This is a genomic window from Labrys sp. WJW (genome assembly GCF_001676615.1).
Classification (GTDB): domain Bacteria; phylum Pseudomonadota; class Alphaproteobacteria; order Rhizobiales; family Labraceae; genus Labrys; species Labrys sedimenti.
The window spans coordinates 242,382-258,907 of sequence record NZ_LYXZ01000018.1 but is presented as its reverse complement, the minus strand read 5'-3'; the positions used below and the strand labels follow the sequence as shown (position 1 = coordinate 258,907).

Here is a 16,526-nt window from a genome sequence, read left to right as displayed (position 1 = left end):
CAGTGCATGCCAGGCCCGGGATCTGACTGCCCAGCCGCGTTGGCCGGCGCCCCCTCGCAGCGGACCGCCCGACCTTTCCCACAGGAGATGCCGACCTACGGCACTCCGCCCTGCATCGCCGAGCATCCGTCCGTGACGATTCCATCCCCTTTCGCGTGCATCATCGACACAAGAACGCAATGTCCCTGCAATAATAATCAGCAGTATAGATTCATTGCCGGCTGCGCTTCTCGTTTCATACTCCGATCAAGCGGCATATAAATCTCGCCAACTCGCCCCCAGGAAGCACATAATGTTGACATTTTTTGTGATAGCAAGGGAGATTATAAAAGATATATTTAGAAATATTGACAATATTATATCACTTATCCTAATAATTCTGATGATAATTACGGCATTTTTGGCATCAATTTATGAAAAGATTAGTACGGATCGCTCCATCACCCTTGCATCGCTGTCGATCCTGTCCGCGCTGCTGCTGTGCTATTATCGATTGAGGGACCATATCCGGCACAACCCAGGATCCTCCCTGCGATATCTGCTTCCGCGCTTCCTGGTTGCCCAGGCAAAAGGGGGCAGCCGGACCAGCACATGGTTTGCTAGAACCCTGCTTTGGAGCATTTCCGCCATGACGATCTATGTCGCGGTGCTGCTCTATTGGGGCAATTTTGGCACGGTGATTCGCGGACAGGTCTATCGCTCTGCCCAGCTCGGCAGCGCCACGATGTCATTCAATGTCCAGCGTTACGGCATCAGGGCCATCATCAACCTGCGCGGCAGCAATCCCGGCCAGGACTGGTACGACCGAGAAGTCGCCGATGCGAAGGCGCTCGGCATTCACCACATCGATTTCCGGATGTCGGCCAAGCGTGCCCTGAGCCGGGAACAGGCCGAGCAGCTCATCGCCCTGATGACGCAGGCGCCCAAGCCACTGCTGATCCACTGCGCGTCCGGTGCCGACCGCACCGGCCTTGCCGCCGCACTCTATGTCGCTGCGATCGCCAAGGCAGGCCGCGAGAAGGCGCAGGCCCAGCTGTCGCCCTTCTTCGGACACCTGTCCCTGCCCTTCCTGCCCGGCTACGCCATGGACAGAACCTGGGAGGAACTCGCCCAATGGCTGAACCAGGCCAGGCACGAGCCACGCCCAGCGCTGGCCACCGCGAGCGGCAGCACTACAGACCGACGTTAACCGGCGGCACGAGGCCGGCGAATTCATGCGGAGAGGTCTGGTGGGCCCGGAGGGACTTGAACCCCCAACCAGACCGTTATGAGCGGCCGGCTCTAACCATTGAGCTACAGGCCCGGCTGTGCCAGACGCCGCATCTATAGGCAGAGTCTCGCCCAGGTTCAATCGGCATCCGCAATTGCGATCTCGGCCGCAAGCCCGTCATCATCCCGCCGCCTTCGATTGCAAGGTTCCGACGGCAATTTTCTTCATTGGAGTTCACTGATGCTACCGTCTTTCGTCGCCCGCCCCGCCCTCGCCGCCCTGTTGCTGGCCGGAGCGCTCGGCGCCGCTCAAGCCGAGGATTTCAAGCGCGTGGTCGCCATCAACGGCGAAGCGACGGTCGGTGCCAAGCCGGACCTGGCCTATGTCAGCATCGGCGTGCAGAGCGCGGGGAAGGTGGCGCGCGACGTGCTGACCGCCAATTCCAAGTCGACCGGTGAGGTCCTCGCTGCACTCAAGGCGGCCGGCATCGATGCCAAGGACCTGCAGACCTCAGGCTTCAGCGTGCAGCCGGCGAGCCCTGAGAACAGCAAGTTCTCGTCGAGCTCCGAGGATGGCCCGACCATTGCAGGCTACACCGTCTCCAACACCGTGAACGTGACGCTGCGCGACCTGCCTAAGCTCGGCGACATCCTCGACAAGGCCGTCACCGCCGGTGCCAACAGCATCGAGGGCATCCAGTTCATCGTTTCCAACCAGTCGGTGCTGCTGGATGCCGCCCGCAAGACCGCCCTGGACGATGCTAGGCGCAAGGCCGAGATCTACGCCAAGGCTTCCGGCCTGCGCTTGGGCAAGCTGGTGGATCTGAGCGAGAACACCGGCCCGATCGGCGGCGGTCTCTATCGTGCCAAGGCGGTGCAGGATTCGGTGCCGATCGAGTCCGGGGAGAGCACGCTGAACGTCACCGTGTCCGCGCGTTTCGAGCTGGAAGACTGATCCTCCGCACCTTTCCCAGTATCGGGCAAGACTCCACGGGCCGGCAGCGCATCCGCTGCAATGCCGGCCCGGCAGATTTTCCGCACACGCAAGTTTGTTTCACGCAGCAAGGCCGATTGGGTAACAAAGATGCTTGCTTGCCTGTTCTCCCCGGTTTAGGACGGCGTAACCGCTGTTAATCGGAAAGCTTATCGTGCGCGCACGCCTTGATGCTGTTGACTGGAAAATCCTGCAGGAACTACAGGCCGATGGCCGCATGACCAATGTGGAACTGGCCAAGCGCGTCGGCATTTCAGCGCCCCCCTGCCTGCGGCGTGTGCGGGCCCTCGAAGATGCCGGTGTGATCAAGGGCTACCGCACCCTGCTCGACGAGGCTTCGCTGGGCTACGAGATCACCATCTTCGCCATGGTCAACCTGACCTCACAGGCAGGGGCGGATCTGCAGTCCTTCGAAACCTATGTGAAGAATCAGCCCTTGGTACGCGAATGCTGGATGCTGTCCGGCGACGTCGACTTCGTGCTGAAATGCGTGGCGAAGGACCTGCGTTCCTTCCAGGCCTTCGTGGCCGAACTGACGGCCGGGCCAGCCGTGCGCAACGTCAAGACCGCGCTGACGCTGCGTTCCATCAAGGATGATCCGATCGTTCCCCTCGAGCTCGACGTGAGCGAAGGGGCCTAGAGCAAGGTACGATTTGCCTAAATCGCACTTTGCTCTCTAACTCTTTGCTTTGACGCGATCTCTTAATCGAAAAGTCTATCAACTTTTCTGGAAACCGCTCTAAACCAGCTTACTCAGCAGCCAATGTGCGTAGCTGGACGCCAGCCAATCGTAGCGGCGCGGCGTCGGGTCGGGCACTTCAGGAGCGGCATCCACCGAGCTCGTAGTGGCAAAGAGCGGGAAGCTCTTGATCACGCCGCCTGAAGACGACAAGAGCGTGACCCGGCCATCGAGCGTGTCGACGCTGTCGAAGCTGATCAGGCCTCCATCCGAATCCACGGGAAAACTGATGTCGGTGAGCACTACCGACAATGTCGCGCCACCCTTCGCGCTTGGCTGGTAACGCGAGCCGAGCTGCCGGACGAGATTGCGCTGGAGAAAAGGCGGCATGCGCTGGAGCCAGAGATTGCCGCTCCCGCTGACCTGCACCCGACGGATGACTGGAATGGCCGGATTGTCGGCATAGGAAGTGGCGCACCCGGTGAGCAGCAGACCGGCACCCATGGCCAGGAAGCTTCTGCGCCCGACACGTCCTGAAGTCATGATAGCCTCCTGATCACGATATTCGCTTTCTATAGAACGCGTTGCGCCACCAATCGAAGCAAATTCGCGCGACCATGTCGCTATGTCTTCGACAGCAACGCATGCACAGCAAAACGCCGCATCCGATAGGATGCGGCGTTTCGTCAGAAGGGTCTGGGGTCGGCGGGCGGCTCAGCGCCAGGCGACGTTGGCGATCTCATAGGCCTTGGGGCCCTTGGGGGTGTTGACCTCGACGGAAACCCCGATCTTCTTGCCCACCAGCGCGCGGGCAAGCGGCGAGCCGATCGAGATCTTGCCGGAGCGCACATCGGCTTCGCTCTCGCCAACGATCTGATAAGTCTTCTCTTCTTCCGTGTCCTCGTCGATCAGCGTGACATGGGCCCCGAATTTGACGGTGTCGCCAGACAGCTTCGAAATATCGATCACTTCGGCGCGCGACAGAATATCTTCGAGCTCGGCGACGCGGCCTTCATTGTGGCCCTGCGCTTCCTTGGCCGCATGGTATTCGGCGTTCTCGGAAAGGTCGCCATGGGAACGTGCTTCGGAAATCGCCGCGATGATACGCGGCCGTTCGATCTGTTGCCGTTCCCTCAATTCTGCCTCGAGCGCGGCATGGCCTGCCGGCGTCATCGGGATCTTGTCCATTGCTTCGTCTTCTCTTTCCAAACGCAAAAAAGATACGCGCCGGACGGACTTTCCCGGCGCGGCTGACATATCGGATTTGCAATACAACGGTACCCTCGCCCCAATGGGCGAAGGCGCCTCCTTCAGAAATAGGACTGCAGCGCCCGCACTTCCAGATCACCGCCCTTATTGGCCTTGATCCCCTGCGCAGCCGCCACCGCTCCGAAGAGAGTGGTGTAATATGGGACTTTATGCAAGAGGGCGGCACGCCGCAACGAACGCGAATCCGCCAGGGCCTGCGCTCCCTCCGTGGTGTTGAACACCAGCTGGACGCTGCCATTCTTGATGGCATCCACGATGTGCGGGCGGCCTTCCAACACCTTGTTGATACGCGTGGCCTCGACGCCGTGGCCGGCGAGGAACTGCTGCGTACCATCGGTGGCGACGATCGCGAAACCCAGTCCGGCAAGCAGCCGCATCGAATCGAGGATACGCGGCTTGTCGCTTTCCTTCACCGACACGAACACAGTGCCACTGGAGGGAACGGTGACACCGGCACCGAGCTGGCTCTTGGCGAAGGCGACGGCATAGTCACGATCGAGTCCGATGACTTCGCCAGTCGAGCGCATCTCGGGGCCCAGCACCGTATCGACACCCGGGAAGCGCGCGAAGGGATGCACAACTTCCTTGACGGCGATGTGATCGAGCTTCTTGGCCTTCAGGTCGAAGGAGGCCAGGCTTTCGCCAGCCATCACCCGAGAGGCGATCTTGGCGATCGGCTCCCCGATCACCTTCGCCACGAAGGGCACCGTGCGCGAAGCGCGCGGATTGACCTCAAGCACGTAGATCAGGCCGTCCTTGATGGCGTATTGCACATTCATCAGGCCGCCGACATCGAGGGCGAGGGCCATCGCCTTGGACTGGCGTTCCAGTTCGGCCAGGATTTCCGGGCTCAATGAACGCGGCGGCAGCGAACAGGCCGAATCGCCGGAATGGATGCCCGCTTCCTCGATATGCTCCATGATGCCGGCGACGAAGACGTCCTTGCCATCGGCCAGCACATCGACATCGACCTCGACCGCGTCGGAGAGATAGCGATCGAACAGCAACGGGTTCTTGCCCAGCAGCGTGTTGATCTGGCCTGTCTTGTCGTTGGGATAACGCGTCTTGATCTCCGGCGGCACCATTTGCGGAAGGGTGCCGAGCAGATAGTCGTCGAAGGCGACCTCGTCGCGGATGATCGCCATGGCGCGTCCGCCGAGCACGTAAGACGGGCGTACCACCAGCGGCAGGCCGAGATCGGCCACGACCAAGCGTGCCTGCTCGACCGAGTAGGCGATGCCGTTCTTGGGCTGGCGCAGACCGAGCTTGTCGAGCAGCCGCTTGAAGCGGTCGCGGTCCTCGGCAAGATCGATCGCATCGGGCGTGGTACCGAGGATGGGAATGCCGGCCTCCTCCAGAGCAGCCGCCAGCTTCAGCGGCGTCTGCCCGCCGAACTGCACGATGACACCGTGCAGCGTTCCCTTGGACTTTTCGACCTCAAGGATCTCCAGCACGTCCTCGGCCGTCAGCGGTTCGAAATAGAGGCGGTCCGAGGTGTCGTAGTCGGTCGACACCGTCTCGGGATTGCAGTTGACCATGATGGTCTCGTACCCCGCGTCCGAAAGTGCGAAGCAGGCATGGCAGCAGCAATAGTCGAACTCGATGCCCTGGCCAATGCGGTTGGGACCGCCGCCGAGGATGACGACCTTCTTGCGATCGGACGGATCGGCCTCGTCGGCCGGCGCGCCGACGAAGGGCGGCGCATAGGTCGAATACATATAGGCGGTGGGCGAGGCGAATTCGGCGGCGCAGGTGTCGATGCGCTTGAAGACGGGATGCACCGCGAGCTCGGTCCGCAGATTCTTGACCGTTCCTTCCGGAATACCCGCCAGCGCATCGAGGCGACGATCGGCAAAGCCCATCGCCTTGAGGGAGCGCAGGGCGCCCGGCGTCCTGGGCAGGCCGATCTCGCGCACCTTCTGCTCGGTCTCGACGATGCCGCGGATCTGAGCCAGGAACCAGGGGTCGACCTTGCATACGCCGTGGATCTCTGCGTCCGACAAGCCGAGGCGCATGGCCTGGGCGATGTTGAGCAGGCGGTCCGGCGTCGGCTTGCCGAGCGCGGCGCGGATGGCATTCTTGTCGTCGCCCTGGCCGAGCCCGTCGATCTCGATCTCGTCGAGGCCGTTGAGGCCGGTCTCGAGCGAACGCAAGGCCTTCTGCAGGCTTTCCTGGAAGGTGCGGCCGATAGCCATCGCCTCGCCGACCGACTTCATCGCGGTGGAGAGGATCGGCTCGGCGCCCGGAAACTTCTCGAAGGCGAAGCGCGGGATCTTGGTGACGACGTAGTCGATCGTCGGCTCGAAAGAGGCCGGAGTCGCGCCGCCGGTGATGTCGTTCTCGATCTCATCCAGCGTATAGCCGACTGCGAGCTTGGCGGCGACCTTGGCGATCGGGAAGCCCGTAGCCTTGGAAGCCAGCGCCGAGGAGCGCGACACGCGCGGATTCATCTCGATGACGACAAGGCGGCCGGTGGCCGGATCGACGGCGAACTGCACGTTGGAGCCGCCCGTCTCCACCCCGATCTCGCGCAGCACCGCGATCGAGGCGTTGCGCATGATCTGGTATTCCTTGTCCGTCAGCGTCAGCGCCGGCGCGACGGTGATGGAATCGCCGGTATGCACGCCCATCGGATCGATGTTCTCGATCGAGCAGACGATGATGGCATTGTCCGCCTTGTCGCGGACGACCTCCATCTCGAACTCCTTCCAGCCGAGCACGCTCTCCTCGACCAGGACCTGGGTGGTCGGCGAGGCGTCGAGGCCGCGTTCGATGATGTCGATGAACTCTGCCTTGTTGTAGGCGATACCGCCGCCTGTACCGCCCAGGGTGAAGGAGGGACGGATGATTGCCGGCAGACCGATATAATCCAGCGCCTCCAACGCCTCGGAGAGGCTGTGGGCCAGGCGCGAGCGCGGTGTCTCCAGGCCGATCTTGGTCATTGCCTCGCGGAAGCGCTCGCGGTCCTCGGCCTTGTCGATGGCGTCGGCATCGGCACCGATCATCTCGACGCCGAACTTCTCCAGCACGCCCATCTCGGCGAGCTTGAGAGCGGTGTTGAGCGCGGTCTGGCCGCCCATGGTCGGCAGCAGCGCGTCGGGGCGCTCCTTCTCGATGATCTTGGCGACGATCTCGGGCGTGATCGGCTCGACATAGGTCGCATCCGCCAGATCCGGGTCGGTCATGATCGTGGCCGGATTGGAATTGACCAGGATGACGCGATACCCTTCCTCGCGCAGGGCCTTGACGGCCTGCGTGCCCGAATAGTCGAATTCGCAGGCTTGGCCGATGACGATCGGGCCAGCGCCGATGATCAGGATGGAGGAAATGTCGCTACGTTTTGGCATCGCTCGTCCGATTTGGGAGGGCCGGCATGAAAAAGCCGCGGAGGGGACTCCACGGCCAAGGATTCATGGCTCCAGCCGAACTGTGTCGGCCCGAACGCGGTTCGGGCCGACACAGTTCGGCTGCGGCGGATCGAGCGGACCGACTAAACCATTTTGGCGTCTTGCGAAAGGGGCCGAATGCGGTCGACTGAGGAAAGTGGCGATCCTCGCGGAAATTGTGGGTCGAGGGATCGTTCAAAGCGCCTTGCGCGTGGTGCATTTCGCGGTCTGTCCGTCGGGCAAGCGCAGGATGTAGACGTAGAGCTTGTCGCGCGGACCGAAGTCCATGACATAGCTATCGATCACCGTGGCCCCGCGCTGGATCTGAGAGCGGCAGGATTCTCCCGCCTGTGCCGCCAGAGGCGCTGCCAGCACCACAGCTGTCAGGAATAGGCGAATCAGGATCCAGGCCATCGGCCTTCCTTTCGAGATGGTGTCTTGCTCGGGACCATAAGAGATGATGATGCCGCATCGCCCAAAAAAACGGCCACGTTTCGCCATCATCGCCCTTCACACCGGTTATTGCCACGTTGCAGCTGCGGAGACTTTGGATGATCGGGCCGCGATTTGCCGCGCTTGCCGCCTGCCTTGCCTTGGCGGCCTGCCGCCCCGCCGGATTATCCGCTTTGGATCGGCCCAGCGTGACAGGCGTGCTTCTCGACGAAGGCCGCCCTGTCGCTGGAGCACAGATCCGCGTGACTAACTCGCATCGACCAAGCCGCTCGACGCTCACCAGTACGGACCAGCGGGGACGCTTTTCGCTCAGCAGCGGTGAAGCCGGGACTGCCTCTCCCGGCGGAGACACGTTGCGCATCGAAGCGAGCGGCGAAGACTACCACGCCGTCGGGGTGGTCCCGGCCGATTCCGCCGCTATCACCTGTCAGATCGATGCGAGCGGGACCTATGCACCGGACAGGCAGGAGCGCTTCTGGAGCGGCAACGACATCGAGTGGAAGCCGGGCCGGCCGGTCAAGGCGCTGAGCTGCCGGCCGGAATGAGCTTCCCTGGAGCGCGGACATCCTGTCCGCTCCTTCCTGCATGCGCGACATTTCCAAGAGCGGACAGATGTCCGCGCTATAAGGTTCAGCGTGCTTGCGCCAGCACGAAACGCCGGAAGGCCGCCACCTTGGGCAACGCCAAGGCTCCTGGTGGGTAGGCGAGATAATAGCCGTAGCCGAGGGTGACCTGCCGATCGAACAGCGCCACCAGGCGTCCCTGCCGGATCAGGCCTTCGACCACGCTGCCGACGACCAGGCCCACCCCCTGCCCTGCAAGCGCCAGCTCTATCAGCACGTTCTCATCGTCGAAGGTCGGTCCGGAGTGTGCCAAAGCCGGATCGAGATGGGCGACGGCCAGCCATTCCCGCCAGTCGCTGCGGTCCTGGTCATGCAACAATCGCGCACGGGCAAGGTCCGCCGGTTCGGCGAGGCGCAAGCGCTCGACATAGTCCGGTGCAGCCACCGGTAGCGTGACGGACGGGCCGATCAAATCAGCCGTCAGGCCAGGCCATTTGCCGAGGCCGCCCCGGATGGCAAGATCGATCCCCTCGGCCACGATATCCAGCGGCGTCTCGGTATGGCGCACAGAAATCTCGATCTCCGGGTGGAGCTCGGCAAAGCGAGGCAGGCGCGGCGCCAGCCAGCGGGCGCCGAAGGAGGGCGTGGTGGTGATCGAGAGCAGGCTCTGCGCCCGCCTGATGCCGGCAACCGCCCGCTCGAGTTCACCGAAGGCCGCGACGGCGGCCGGTAGCAATTGCTGCCCGGCGGCGGTGAGCTGCAGGCTGCGCGTGGTGCGCTGGAACAGCTTCGCGCCGAGTTGGTCTTCCAGCACCCGGATCTGATGCGACACGGCGGCCTGGGTGACGTTGAGCATCTGCGCCGCACGCGTGAAGCTGAGCGCCCTGCCCGCCACGGCAAACACGCGCAAAGCCGGAAGGGACGGCAACGTCTCCATGCATTTCACTCACAAGCAGAACTTATGAATAAGGTACTATATTCAAGCTGAACTCGTTTGTCGAATGTCCGATTTTTCCGGACAATATGCAGCATTCCGTCGGATTGCCGCAATCGGCGAGGAGGTGCTCATCATGATTGATTCTTATCTCGCCGCAGGCCTGACCAGAGGCCTTAGCCTTGCTCTGTCGCCGCAGGCAGCCCTGCATGGTGAAGAGCGACCGACCTGTCGAGAAGCAAGCGAGCCACCCAGCCGAACGAAAGCCTCGCTCCTGGCACGCCTCGCCCGATTCATTCGCCTGGCCCGCACCGAACCGCTGCCGTCATGCCCGCACACCACGAAGGCCGCCAGCATTCACGGCTGAACGTCGGTCGTCGACAATGGCGGACCTGGAGCGGCCAAGAGCAGTGGAGAGGGTCTTACCGGCAACTCTTCCAGCGGCCGAGATCCATGTGGAAATGGTCCTCGTGATAGCCATCCGAGCCGGGACCCAGCACAACCTGGAACACACCGCAAGTCACGCCATGCACCTGCTTCAGGAAGGCAGCCTTGGCGCCCCCGCCCTTGAAATCATGGCGGACGGTGATTTCCTTGCCACTGGCCGTGATATAGCCGGAAATATCGATGGCATTGCCCTTGGCGTGCTCGGAGAGCTTGGCGCCACGAATATTGTTCATGCCACGGCAGACATAGGACGCAGCAACCTTGATGGCGACGACATTCTCGCCGAGATATTGCTTGGCGGCGGCCTGCATGCCCGCTTCCCAGCGCACCAGCCCATTGACCATGGCGTAGTCGACGGTCGCGGCCGGCACCAATGTGGTGCGGCTGCTCGGCCCCAGCGCCATCAGGCGATAGGGCTGTGCAACACTGCAGGCCCCCTTCACAATTGCCGCTTCCGGCACGGCGCGCGCCAAGTTGCTGATGGCGATGCCCGCCCCCGGCATTCCGCCGAGCATGGCGACTTTGGTCTCCGGCGGCGGCGCATTGACGCCTGGATTGGTGGTCATGCGGTCATCGATACCACCGGGCCGGCGTACGGGCAGCGGCACGAAGGCATGTGACAAGGTCCCTGGCGGCAAGGCTGCGTCGGGCTTGGCATTCGGCGTGGCGTCAGCCTGAGTGGATGCTCCATCGGGCTCCGGCCCTGCCATGTCGATATCGGTATCCGGACGCTCCGGCGGCAAGGGCGTGTCGGCGGCATAGGCCGACACCACGGGAGAGTCATTCGGGCGCGGACGCTCCGGCGGAGTGGGTACGCCGCCATGCACGATGAGGTCCGGCAGGCCCTCCAGCCCGGTCGAAGCCCGGATGGCCCGCATCTGATTGGGCTTGGGCCTGAGGGGCGGCAACGGCTTGGCGTTCGCCGCGGCAATGCTCTTCTGAAAGTAATCCGGCAGGGGAACCAGCGCCCCGTCTGCCGATTGTGCCGACGCAGCGGCGCATGAAACCGTCAGGAAGAGACAGGCGACGCTTGCTCGCATGCACACTGCTCCGGTTGCGATCAGGCGTTGTGTTGCGCAACTGCGGCAACACCATGGCGAGATGCCATGTTTTCGACAAACCGCTTAAAGAGGTAATGGCTATCCTGTGGACCGGGCGAGGCTTCGGGATGGTGCTGCACCGAGAACACCGGCTTGCCGGTGACGGCGATGCCGCAATTGGAACCATCGAACAGCGAAGCATGGGTTTCGACCACGCCAGCCGGCAGGCTGTCGCGATCCAGCGCAAAGCCATGGTTCATCGAGACGATCTCGACCTTGCCGGTCGTGAAATCCTTGACCGGGTGATTGGCACCATGATGGCCCTGCTTCATCTTGGCCGTGCGGGCGCCAAGGGCGAGGCCGAGCATCTGGTGGCCGAGGCAGATGCCGAAAATCGGAATGTCTTTTTCGAGCAGGGTCTTGATCGCCGGCACGGCATATTCGCCGGTGGCGGCCGGGTCGCCCGGGCCGTTGGAGAGGAAAATACCATCCGGCTGCAGAGCGACAATCTCCTCGGCCGATGTGGTGGCAGGCACCACGGTGACGGCACAGCCGGCCGCAGCCAGCAGGCGCAGGATGTTGCGCTTCACGCCATAGTCGATGGCGACCACCTTATATTGCGGCGCCTCCTGCTTGCCGAAGCCCTGCGACCATTCCCAGGTGGTCTGGTCCCAATCGAAACGCTGGGCCGTGGTCACCGGCGGCACGAGGTCGAGGCCGTTCATCGTGGGAAGACCGGCAGCCTCGCGCTTCAGGGCCTCGACGTCGAAATTGCCGTCGGGATCGAAGGCGAGCACCGCGTTGGGCATGCCGCCCTCGCGGATACGGGCCGTCAGCGCCCTGGTATCGATGCCGGCAATGCCGGCGATGTTGCGGGCCTTGAGCCAGGCGTCGAGGTGGCGGCTGGCGCGGTAATTGGCAGGCTCGGTGATCGGCGCATGCAGCACCACGCCCCTCACCCCGGAGGAGGAGGCCATGTTGACAGTCTCGATGTCCTCATCGTTGACGCCGACATTGCCGATATGGGGGAAGGTGAAGGTGATGATCTGCCCGGCATAGGACGGGTCGGTGAGGATTTCCTCATAACCCGTCATCGCCGTGTTGAAGCACAGTTCGCCCGCCGCTTTCGTCACGGCGCCGAGCCCGGCGCCTTCGATCACGGTGCCGTCTGCGAGGACCAGGAGCGCGGTTGCCTTGGGTTCCGCCCAGCCATTTTCCATCTGTCTAGTCCTCGCGCTCGCTTGTGTGACGGTCATTTTCATCTTAAGTGCCGGATGAATGGCGGCAGCATACTCGGCTCCGCCCGGCAGTCGCGGCGGAAAGTAGGGGGCGGACGGCTTGCCGTCAACCCTTGGACACACTCGAAATCATCAGCATTTTCAATGATTTGAGGTGATGCCACCAAATATTTCGCCGCCACGTGCCGCTCGGTGAACAGTTTTGATTCCAAGAAAGGTAGGGCATCATGTCTCTGCGCGACGATTTCACCACTGCCGTCAAGGACGCCATGAAGGGCGGCGACAAGGCCCGCCTGTCAGTCGTGCGTATGATCCAGGCCGGGCTGAAGGATCGTGACATCGCCGCCCGCGGCGGCGAGCATGACGGCAAGATCCCGGAAAGCGAGATCCTGTCCATGCTGCAGAAAATGATCAAGCAGGCCCAGGAAACGCTGGAGACCGCCCTCAAGGCCGGCCGCGACGAAATGGCCGCAGCCAGCAAGGCCGAGATCGAGACCCTCTCCTCCTTCCTGCCCAAGCAGATGGACGTGGCCGAGACCAAGGCCGCCATCGCGGCCGTCGTGACCGAAATCGGCGCCGCCGGCGTCAAGGACATGGGCAAGGTCATGGCCGTGCTCAAGGAGCGCTTCGCCGGCAAGATGGATTTCGGCAAGACCAGCCCGCTGGTCAAGGAAGCGCTCGGCGGTTAAGGACGTCGAAACTCCAGGCTTTTCTGAGACCGATGCGCCCGCTAGATTGCCGGCCGCTGCAACGATGAGGCCGGCATGGCGCCTTCACCACGCTTCCTGGTTCGGTTTTCGGTGGTTCTGCTCGCTCTGGCCGGCTTGGCGTCCTGCGCCGACCGGCCGGGTGCGTTGATGCTGCATCCGGTCTCGGCGTCGGCAGGTATCGGCACACCGGTCAACATCCTGGTCGCCACCACCCGCCAGCGTTCCGAAACCGACAAGCGCGACTTCACCGCCAAGCGCAATTTCGGCCTGAGCTACGAAGCCTACACGATCTCGGTGCCACCGAACCATGTTGTCGGCAATATCGAATGGCCGAAGAAGCCTCCCGGCAATCCGGCCGTCAATTTCGTGGTGACGAATTCGGCCCCCCTCGACCAGGCTCGCTTCGATGCGGCGGTGGTGAAGGATACCAAGGGCACCGGTGAAGTCATCGTCTTCGTGCACGGCTACAACACCAATTATCAGGAGGCCGTCTATCGGGTTGCCCAGCTCGAAAAAGACAGCGGCTTCCCCGGCGCAGTCGTCGCCTTCGCCTGGCCCTCGCTCGGGACCTTGACCGGCTATGTCGCCGACCGCGAGAGCACCACCTATTCGCGCGATTATCTGGAGAACACGCTGAACGGCCTTGCCCGTACGCCGGGCGTCAAGCGCATCCACATCATCGCGCATTCCATGGGCAACTGGCTGGCGGTGGAAACCCTCCGCCAAGCCAGGATCCGCGGCAACTCGGCCTTCCTGCCCAAGCTCGGCGAAGTCTTCCTGATGTCGCCGGATATCGACATCGACGTCTTCCGCACCCAACTCGACACCATCGGCAAGCTGAACCAACCCATTACCGTCGCGATTTCGCGCGATGACCGGGCTCTCGGCTTCTCGCAACGGCTGGCGGGCGACGTGCCGCGTGTCGGCAATGTCCTGATCGACAACAAGAAGGCGCAGGAAGCCATTGCCCATTACGGCCTGCGGGTCATCGACATGTCGGACGCCAAGAGCCTGGATTCGATGAATCACAGCAAGTTCGTCGGCCTGCTGCCTTCGCTGAACCAGATGGCCAAGAGCGACGCGGCGGCCGCACGCGGCAACCCGATCTCACGAACCGGGCTGTTTGTGGTCAACACGGCCGGCACGCTGCTGCAGACCCCCCTGCGGTTGGGCGAGGCCATCGTCGGGCAGTGATTTTCACGAATTGAGAAAGCTGGCAGCGGTGGCTGCGATGCCCTGCTCGAGCGGCATCGGCCGGAAGCCGAAATAGCGCTCGAAACTGCTGCCATCGACCAGGAACGGACGGTCGTGCTGATAGGATGTTTCGTTCCACTCCCTTAGAAAGGGCACGAACGAACCCATCAATTTCTGCAGCCAGCCTGGAAGCGCCAGCAAGCGCGGCTTCACGCCGAGCGCGGCGGCGGCCATGCCGATCACCTCGCGCGGGGTGCGCTCCGGGGCGCAAGGCATGATCCAGGTGCGGCCATAGGCGTCCTCCCGGGCATCCGCGAGCAGGATCGCAGCCTTGGCGACATCCGGCGCATAGGCGAAGGCGTGCGGCTCGTCCGGCGCGATGCCCAGTTGCGCAATGCGGCCGGCGGCCAGACGGCCGAGGACCTCCTGGCCGAGCACCGACAACGTCACACCGGGACCGTAGAAATCCGGCACGCGCAAGGCTGTGGTCTTCACCGCACTCGCAGCCTGCCATTGGCGCGTGATGGCAGCCCGTACCCTGCCCTTGCGACCGGGCGCATCGAGGGGCGTGTTCTCGTGAAGCGGCCCACGTTGCGGACCGTGCATATAGAGGTCGTCGACAAACACCAGACGCGCCCCGTTCGCCTCGCAGGCTGCCAGCATATTGGTCATCAGCCGGGGCCAGTCCCTTTCCCAGATAGCCGCGTCATAGGCGAGGCCGATGGTGCAGATCAGCACGTCGTGCCCCTGCAGCGCAGCCGTCAGGCCGGCTCGATCGAGAGCATCGCAGGCACGGAACCGCGTGCCGGACGGCAGGTTGGCTGGTTCGCGTCGCTGGGCGACAAGCACCTCTCGGCCTGCATCCGAAAGCTGCCGTGCGATGGCGCGGCCGATGGGCCCGTAACCCAGGATCATGATCTTGGCAGACATGGTGCGTTCTCCTTGATGAGAAAACGCTAGCAATGGCCATACCATAATTCCAATGCATGCTTTATATCCAATATATGCGTGACATGCATTTGAAAGCGATCGATCTCAACCTGCTGACGGCACTCGGCGCCCTGCTCTCCCAGCGCAGCGTCAGCCGTGCGGCGCGCGAGATCGGGCTCAGCCAGCCGGCGATGAGCCGAGCGCTCGATCGCCTGCGCCATCTGTTCGACGATGAACTGATGCTGCGCTCAGGCTCGGGCATGGTGCTGACGGCACGTGCCGAAGCCTTGGCGCCGCAAGTACAGGAGGTCCTGGCCGATATCCGCGCCCTCGTCGCCGAACCGCTTTTCGATCCTTCCATCGAGCGCCGCACGCTTCGAATCGCGGCGGTCGATTCGCTGACGACCCTGCTCTTTCCCGGTGTGATGGCCCGGTTGCTCCAGGAAGCTCCTTATATCGACCTGCGGACTGTGCCGATCGGAACGGATATCGCCCATCGCCTGCAAAGCGGTGACATCGATATGACCTTCGCCTTGGCCAATTACCCGCTCGCGGCCGGAACCCACAGCGAGATGCTGATGGATGATCGCCTCGCCCTGATCATGCGGCGCGATCATCCGGCAACTCGGAACGGGCCGCTCAGCCTAACCGCTTATGCTGCCCTCACCCATGTCACCGTTTCGGTCTTCGGCGACGGCAGCACGGAGGCGGATGCGGCGCTGGCAGCGGCGGGGCTGGACCGGCGTATCGGCCTGACGACGCCGCATTTCACCTCGGCGCTCCTGGCTGTTGCCCGTACCGACATGGTGACCATGCTCTCCCGCGCCTTCGCCCGGCAATTTGCAGAAGCTTTCGATCTTGTTCTGCTCGAGCCCCCGATCGAGCCAGCCGATCTGAGGGTCACCATGGTCTGGCACGCATCCCGCAAGCATGATCGCCTGCTCGCCTGGCTACGGGGAATTTTCAAAGAGGTTGCCGCCGAAATGGTGGGATAGACCATGCTGAAGGCCAGCGCCGCCAACCAGGGGCTGCGAAATACAACCCATGGACGATTTTCAGCATCGCGACGCCACGGATGCGTGCATGTCAAGAACGCATCCTGTCTAGAAGAATGCCGGACCGCTGCAGATCAGGGCAGAACGGCTCTCCAATCCTCAGATTTTTACGTGATTACCTAGAATTATCTCTAATGAAATCAATATTAAATATGAATATATCTGTATATTACAAATATATATTCTAAATTATAAGTATTTCATAAAATTGTCATAAATCTATATGTGGCTTTTTAGAGACACGGCCTGGTTATAAATACGTCACATCAATCAAAAGTTGTATTTTCAATTGTGAATCCATCGAACATTTCGCAAAGACACCTCGGTTCCCGTTCGGCGGGTGCCCGGCCATGATTTCGCCTTTCAAGCGAATTGGTCGAGCCCTGTGCCGGAACGAACCAGCCCGATGCACTCAATCCAATTTG

Annotated in this window: 16 protein-coding genes and 1 tRNA gene; 8 read left to right on the top strand and 9 right to left on the bottom strand. The window is 62.4% G+C overall.

What is annotated here, in order from left to right; all coding sequences use genetic code 11:
• Positions 1-628: 628 nt before the first annotated feature.
• Complete coding sequence (locus BA190_RS13200) at positions 629-1,189, top strand: tyrosine-protein phosphatase (protein ID WP_068287502.1); 561 nt, start codon at positions 629-631, stop codon at positions 1,187-1,189.
• Between the two features lie 38 nt (positions 1,190-1,227).
• Here the strand turns inward: BA190_RS13200 and BA190_RS13195 are convergent.
• A tRNA-Ile gene (locus tag BA190_RS13195) sits at positions 1,228-1,303 on the bottom strand.
• A 147-nt stretch (positions 1,304-1,450) separates the two neighbouring features.
• Between BA190_RS13195 and BA190_RS13190 the strand changes: the two genes are divergently transcribed.
• Both BA190_RS13190 and BA190_RS13185 read left to right on the top strand, forming a co-directional pair.
• Positions 1,451-2,164 carry an SIMPL domain-containing protein gene (locus BA190_RS13190; protein ID WP_068287499.1) on the top strand — a complete coding sequence of 238 codons (714 nt, stop codon included), beginning with the start codon at positions 1,451-1,453 and terminating at the stop codon, positions 2,162-2,164.
• Between the two features lie 193 nt (positions 2,165-2,357).
• A complete protein-coding gene (locus tag BA190_RS13185; protein WP_082979703.1) occupies positions 2,358-2,843 on the top strand; it encodes an Lrp/AsnC family transcriptional regulator in 486 nt (161 codons plus the stop codon).
• A gap of 99 nt (positions 2,844-2,942) precedes the next feature.
• Here BA190_RS13185 and BA190_RS13180 read toward each other — a convergent pair whose 3' ends face one another.
• The 4 genes from BA190_RS13180 to BA190_RS13165 all read right to left on the bottom strand — a co-directional run bounded on the left by BA190_RS13180 (position 2,943) and on the right by BA190_RS13165 (position 7,951).
• Positions 2,943-3,425 carry a hypothetical protein gene (locus BA190_RS13180; protein ID WP_068287493.1) on the bottom strand — a complete coding sequence of 161 codons (483 nt, stop codon included), beginning with the start codon at positions 3,423-3,425 and terminating at the stop codon, positions 2,943-2,945.
• Between the two features lie 171 nt (positions 3,426-3,596).
• A complete protein-coding gene (gene greA / locus BA190_RS13175) occupies positions 3,597-4,070 on the bottom strand; it encodes a transcription elongation factor GreA (RefSeq protein WP_068287490.1) in 474 nt (157 codons plus the stop codon).
• Between the two features lie 122 nt (positions 4,071-4,192).
• Entirely contained in the window at positions 4,193-7,498 is a 3,306-nt protein-coding gene (gene carB, locus BA190_RS13170) for a carbamoyl-phosphate synthase large subunit (protein WP_068287488.1), read from the bottom strand.
• A gap of 234 nt (positions 7,499-7,732) precedes the next feature.
• A complete protein-coding gene (locus BA190_RS13165) occupies positions 7,733-7,951 on the bottom strand; it encodes a hypothetical protein (protein WP_068287487.1) in 219 nt (72 codons plus the stop codon).
• A gap of 137 nt (positions 7,952-8,088) precedes the next feature.
• Here BA190_RS13165 and BA190_RS35905 point away from each other — a divergent pair, with 137 nt between their 5' ends.
• Positions 8,089-8,535: a carboxypeptidase-like regulatory domain-containing protein gene (locus BA190_RS35905; protein WP_156771499.1), complete on the top strand. Its 447-nt coding sequence runs from the start codon at positions 8,089-8,091 to the stop codon at positions 8,533-8,535.
• Between the two features lie 85 nt (positions 8,536-8,620).
• On the opposite strand, the gene BA190_RS13155 is transcribed toward BA190_RS35905, so the two are convergent.
• Entirely contained in the window at positions 8,621-9,490 is an 870-nt protein-coding gene (locus BA190_RS13155) for a LysR substrate-binding domain-containing protein (RefSeq protein WP_068287483.1), read from the bottom strand.
• A 64-nt stretch (positions 9,491-9,554) separates the two neighbouring features.
• Between BA190_RS13155 and BA190_RS13150 the strand changes: the two genes are divergently transcribed.
• Entirely contained in the window at positions 9,555-9,854 is a 300-nt protein-coding gene (locus BA190_RS13150; protein ID WP_068287481.1) for a hypothetical protein, read from the top strand.
• A 55-nt stretch (positions 9,855-9,909) separates the two neighbouring features.
• On the opposite strand, the gene BA190_RS13145 is transcribed toward BA190_RS13150, so the two are convergent.
• Entirely contained in the window at positions 9,910-10,974 is a 1,065-nt protein-coding gene (locus tag BA190_RS13145) for an extensin family protein (RefSeq protein ID WP_068287479.1), read from the bottom strand.
• A gap of 20 nt (positions 10,975-10,994) precedes the next feature.
• A complete protein-coding gene (gene carA, locus BA190_RS13140; protein WP_068287477.1) occupies positions 10,995-12,194 on the bottom strand; it encodes a glutamine-hydrolyzing carbamoyl-phosphate synthase small subunit in 1,200 nt (399 codons plus the stop codon).
• A gap of 245 nt (positions 12,195-12,439) precedes the next feature.
• Here carA and BA190_RS13135 point away from each other — a divergent pair, with 245 nt between their 5' ends.
• Together BA190_RS13135 and BA190_RS13130 are read left to right on the top strand one after the other, a co-directional pair.
• Entirely contained in the window at positions 12,440-12,901 is a 462-nt protein-coding gene (locus tag BA190_RS13135) for a GatB/YqeY domain-containing protein (protein WP_068287472.1), read from the top strand.
• Between the two features lie 75 nt (positions 12,902-12,976).
• Entirely contained in the window at positions 12,977-14,116 is a 1,140-nt protein-coding gene (locus BA190_RS13130; protein ID WP_068287469.1) for an alpha/beta hydrolase, read from the top strand.
• A gap of 3 nt (positions 14,117-14,119) precedes the next feature.
• Here BA190_RS13130 and BA190_RS13125 read toward each other — a convergent pair whose 3' ends face one another.
• Positions 14,120-15,046, bottom strand: coding sequence for an NAD-dependent epimerase/dehydratase family protein (locus BA190_RS13125; RefSeq protein WP_068287466.1), 927 nt, complete (start codon positions 15,044-15,046; stop codon positions 14,120-14,122).
• A gap of 83 nt (positions 15,047-15,129) precedes the next feature.
• On the opposite strand from BA190_RS13125, the gene BA190_RS13120 reads away from it, so the two are divergent.
• Positions 15,130-16,041 carry a LysR family transcriptional regulator gene (locus BA190_RS13120; RefSeq protein ID WP_245314699.1) on the top strand — a complete coding sequence of 304 codons (912 nt, stop codon included), beginning with the start codon at positions 15,130-15,132 and terminating at the stop codon, positions 16,039-16,041.
• The last annotated feature ends 485 nt before the right edge of the window (positions 16,042-16,526 follow it).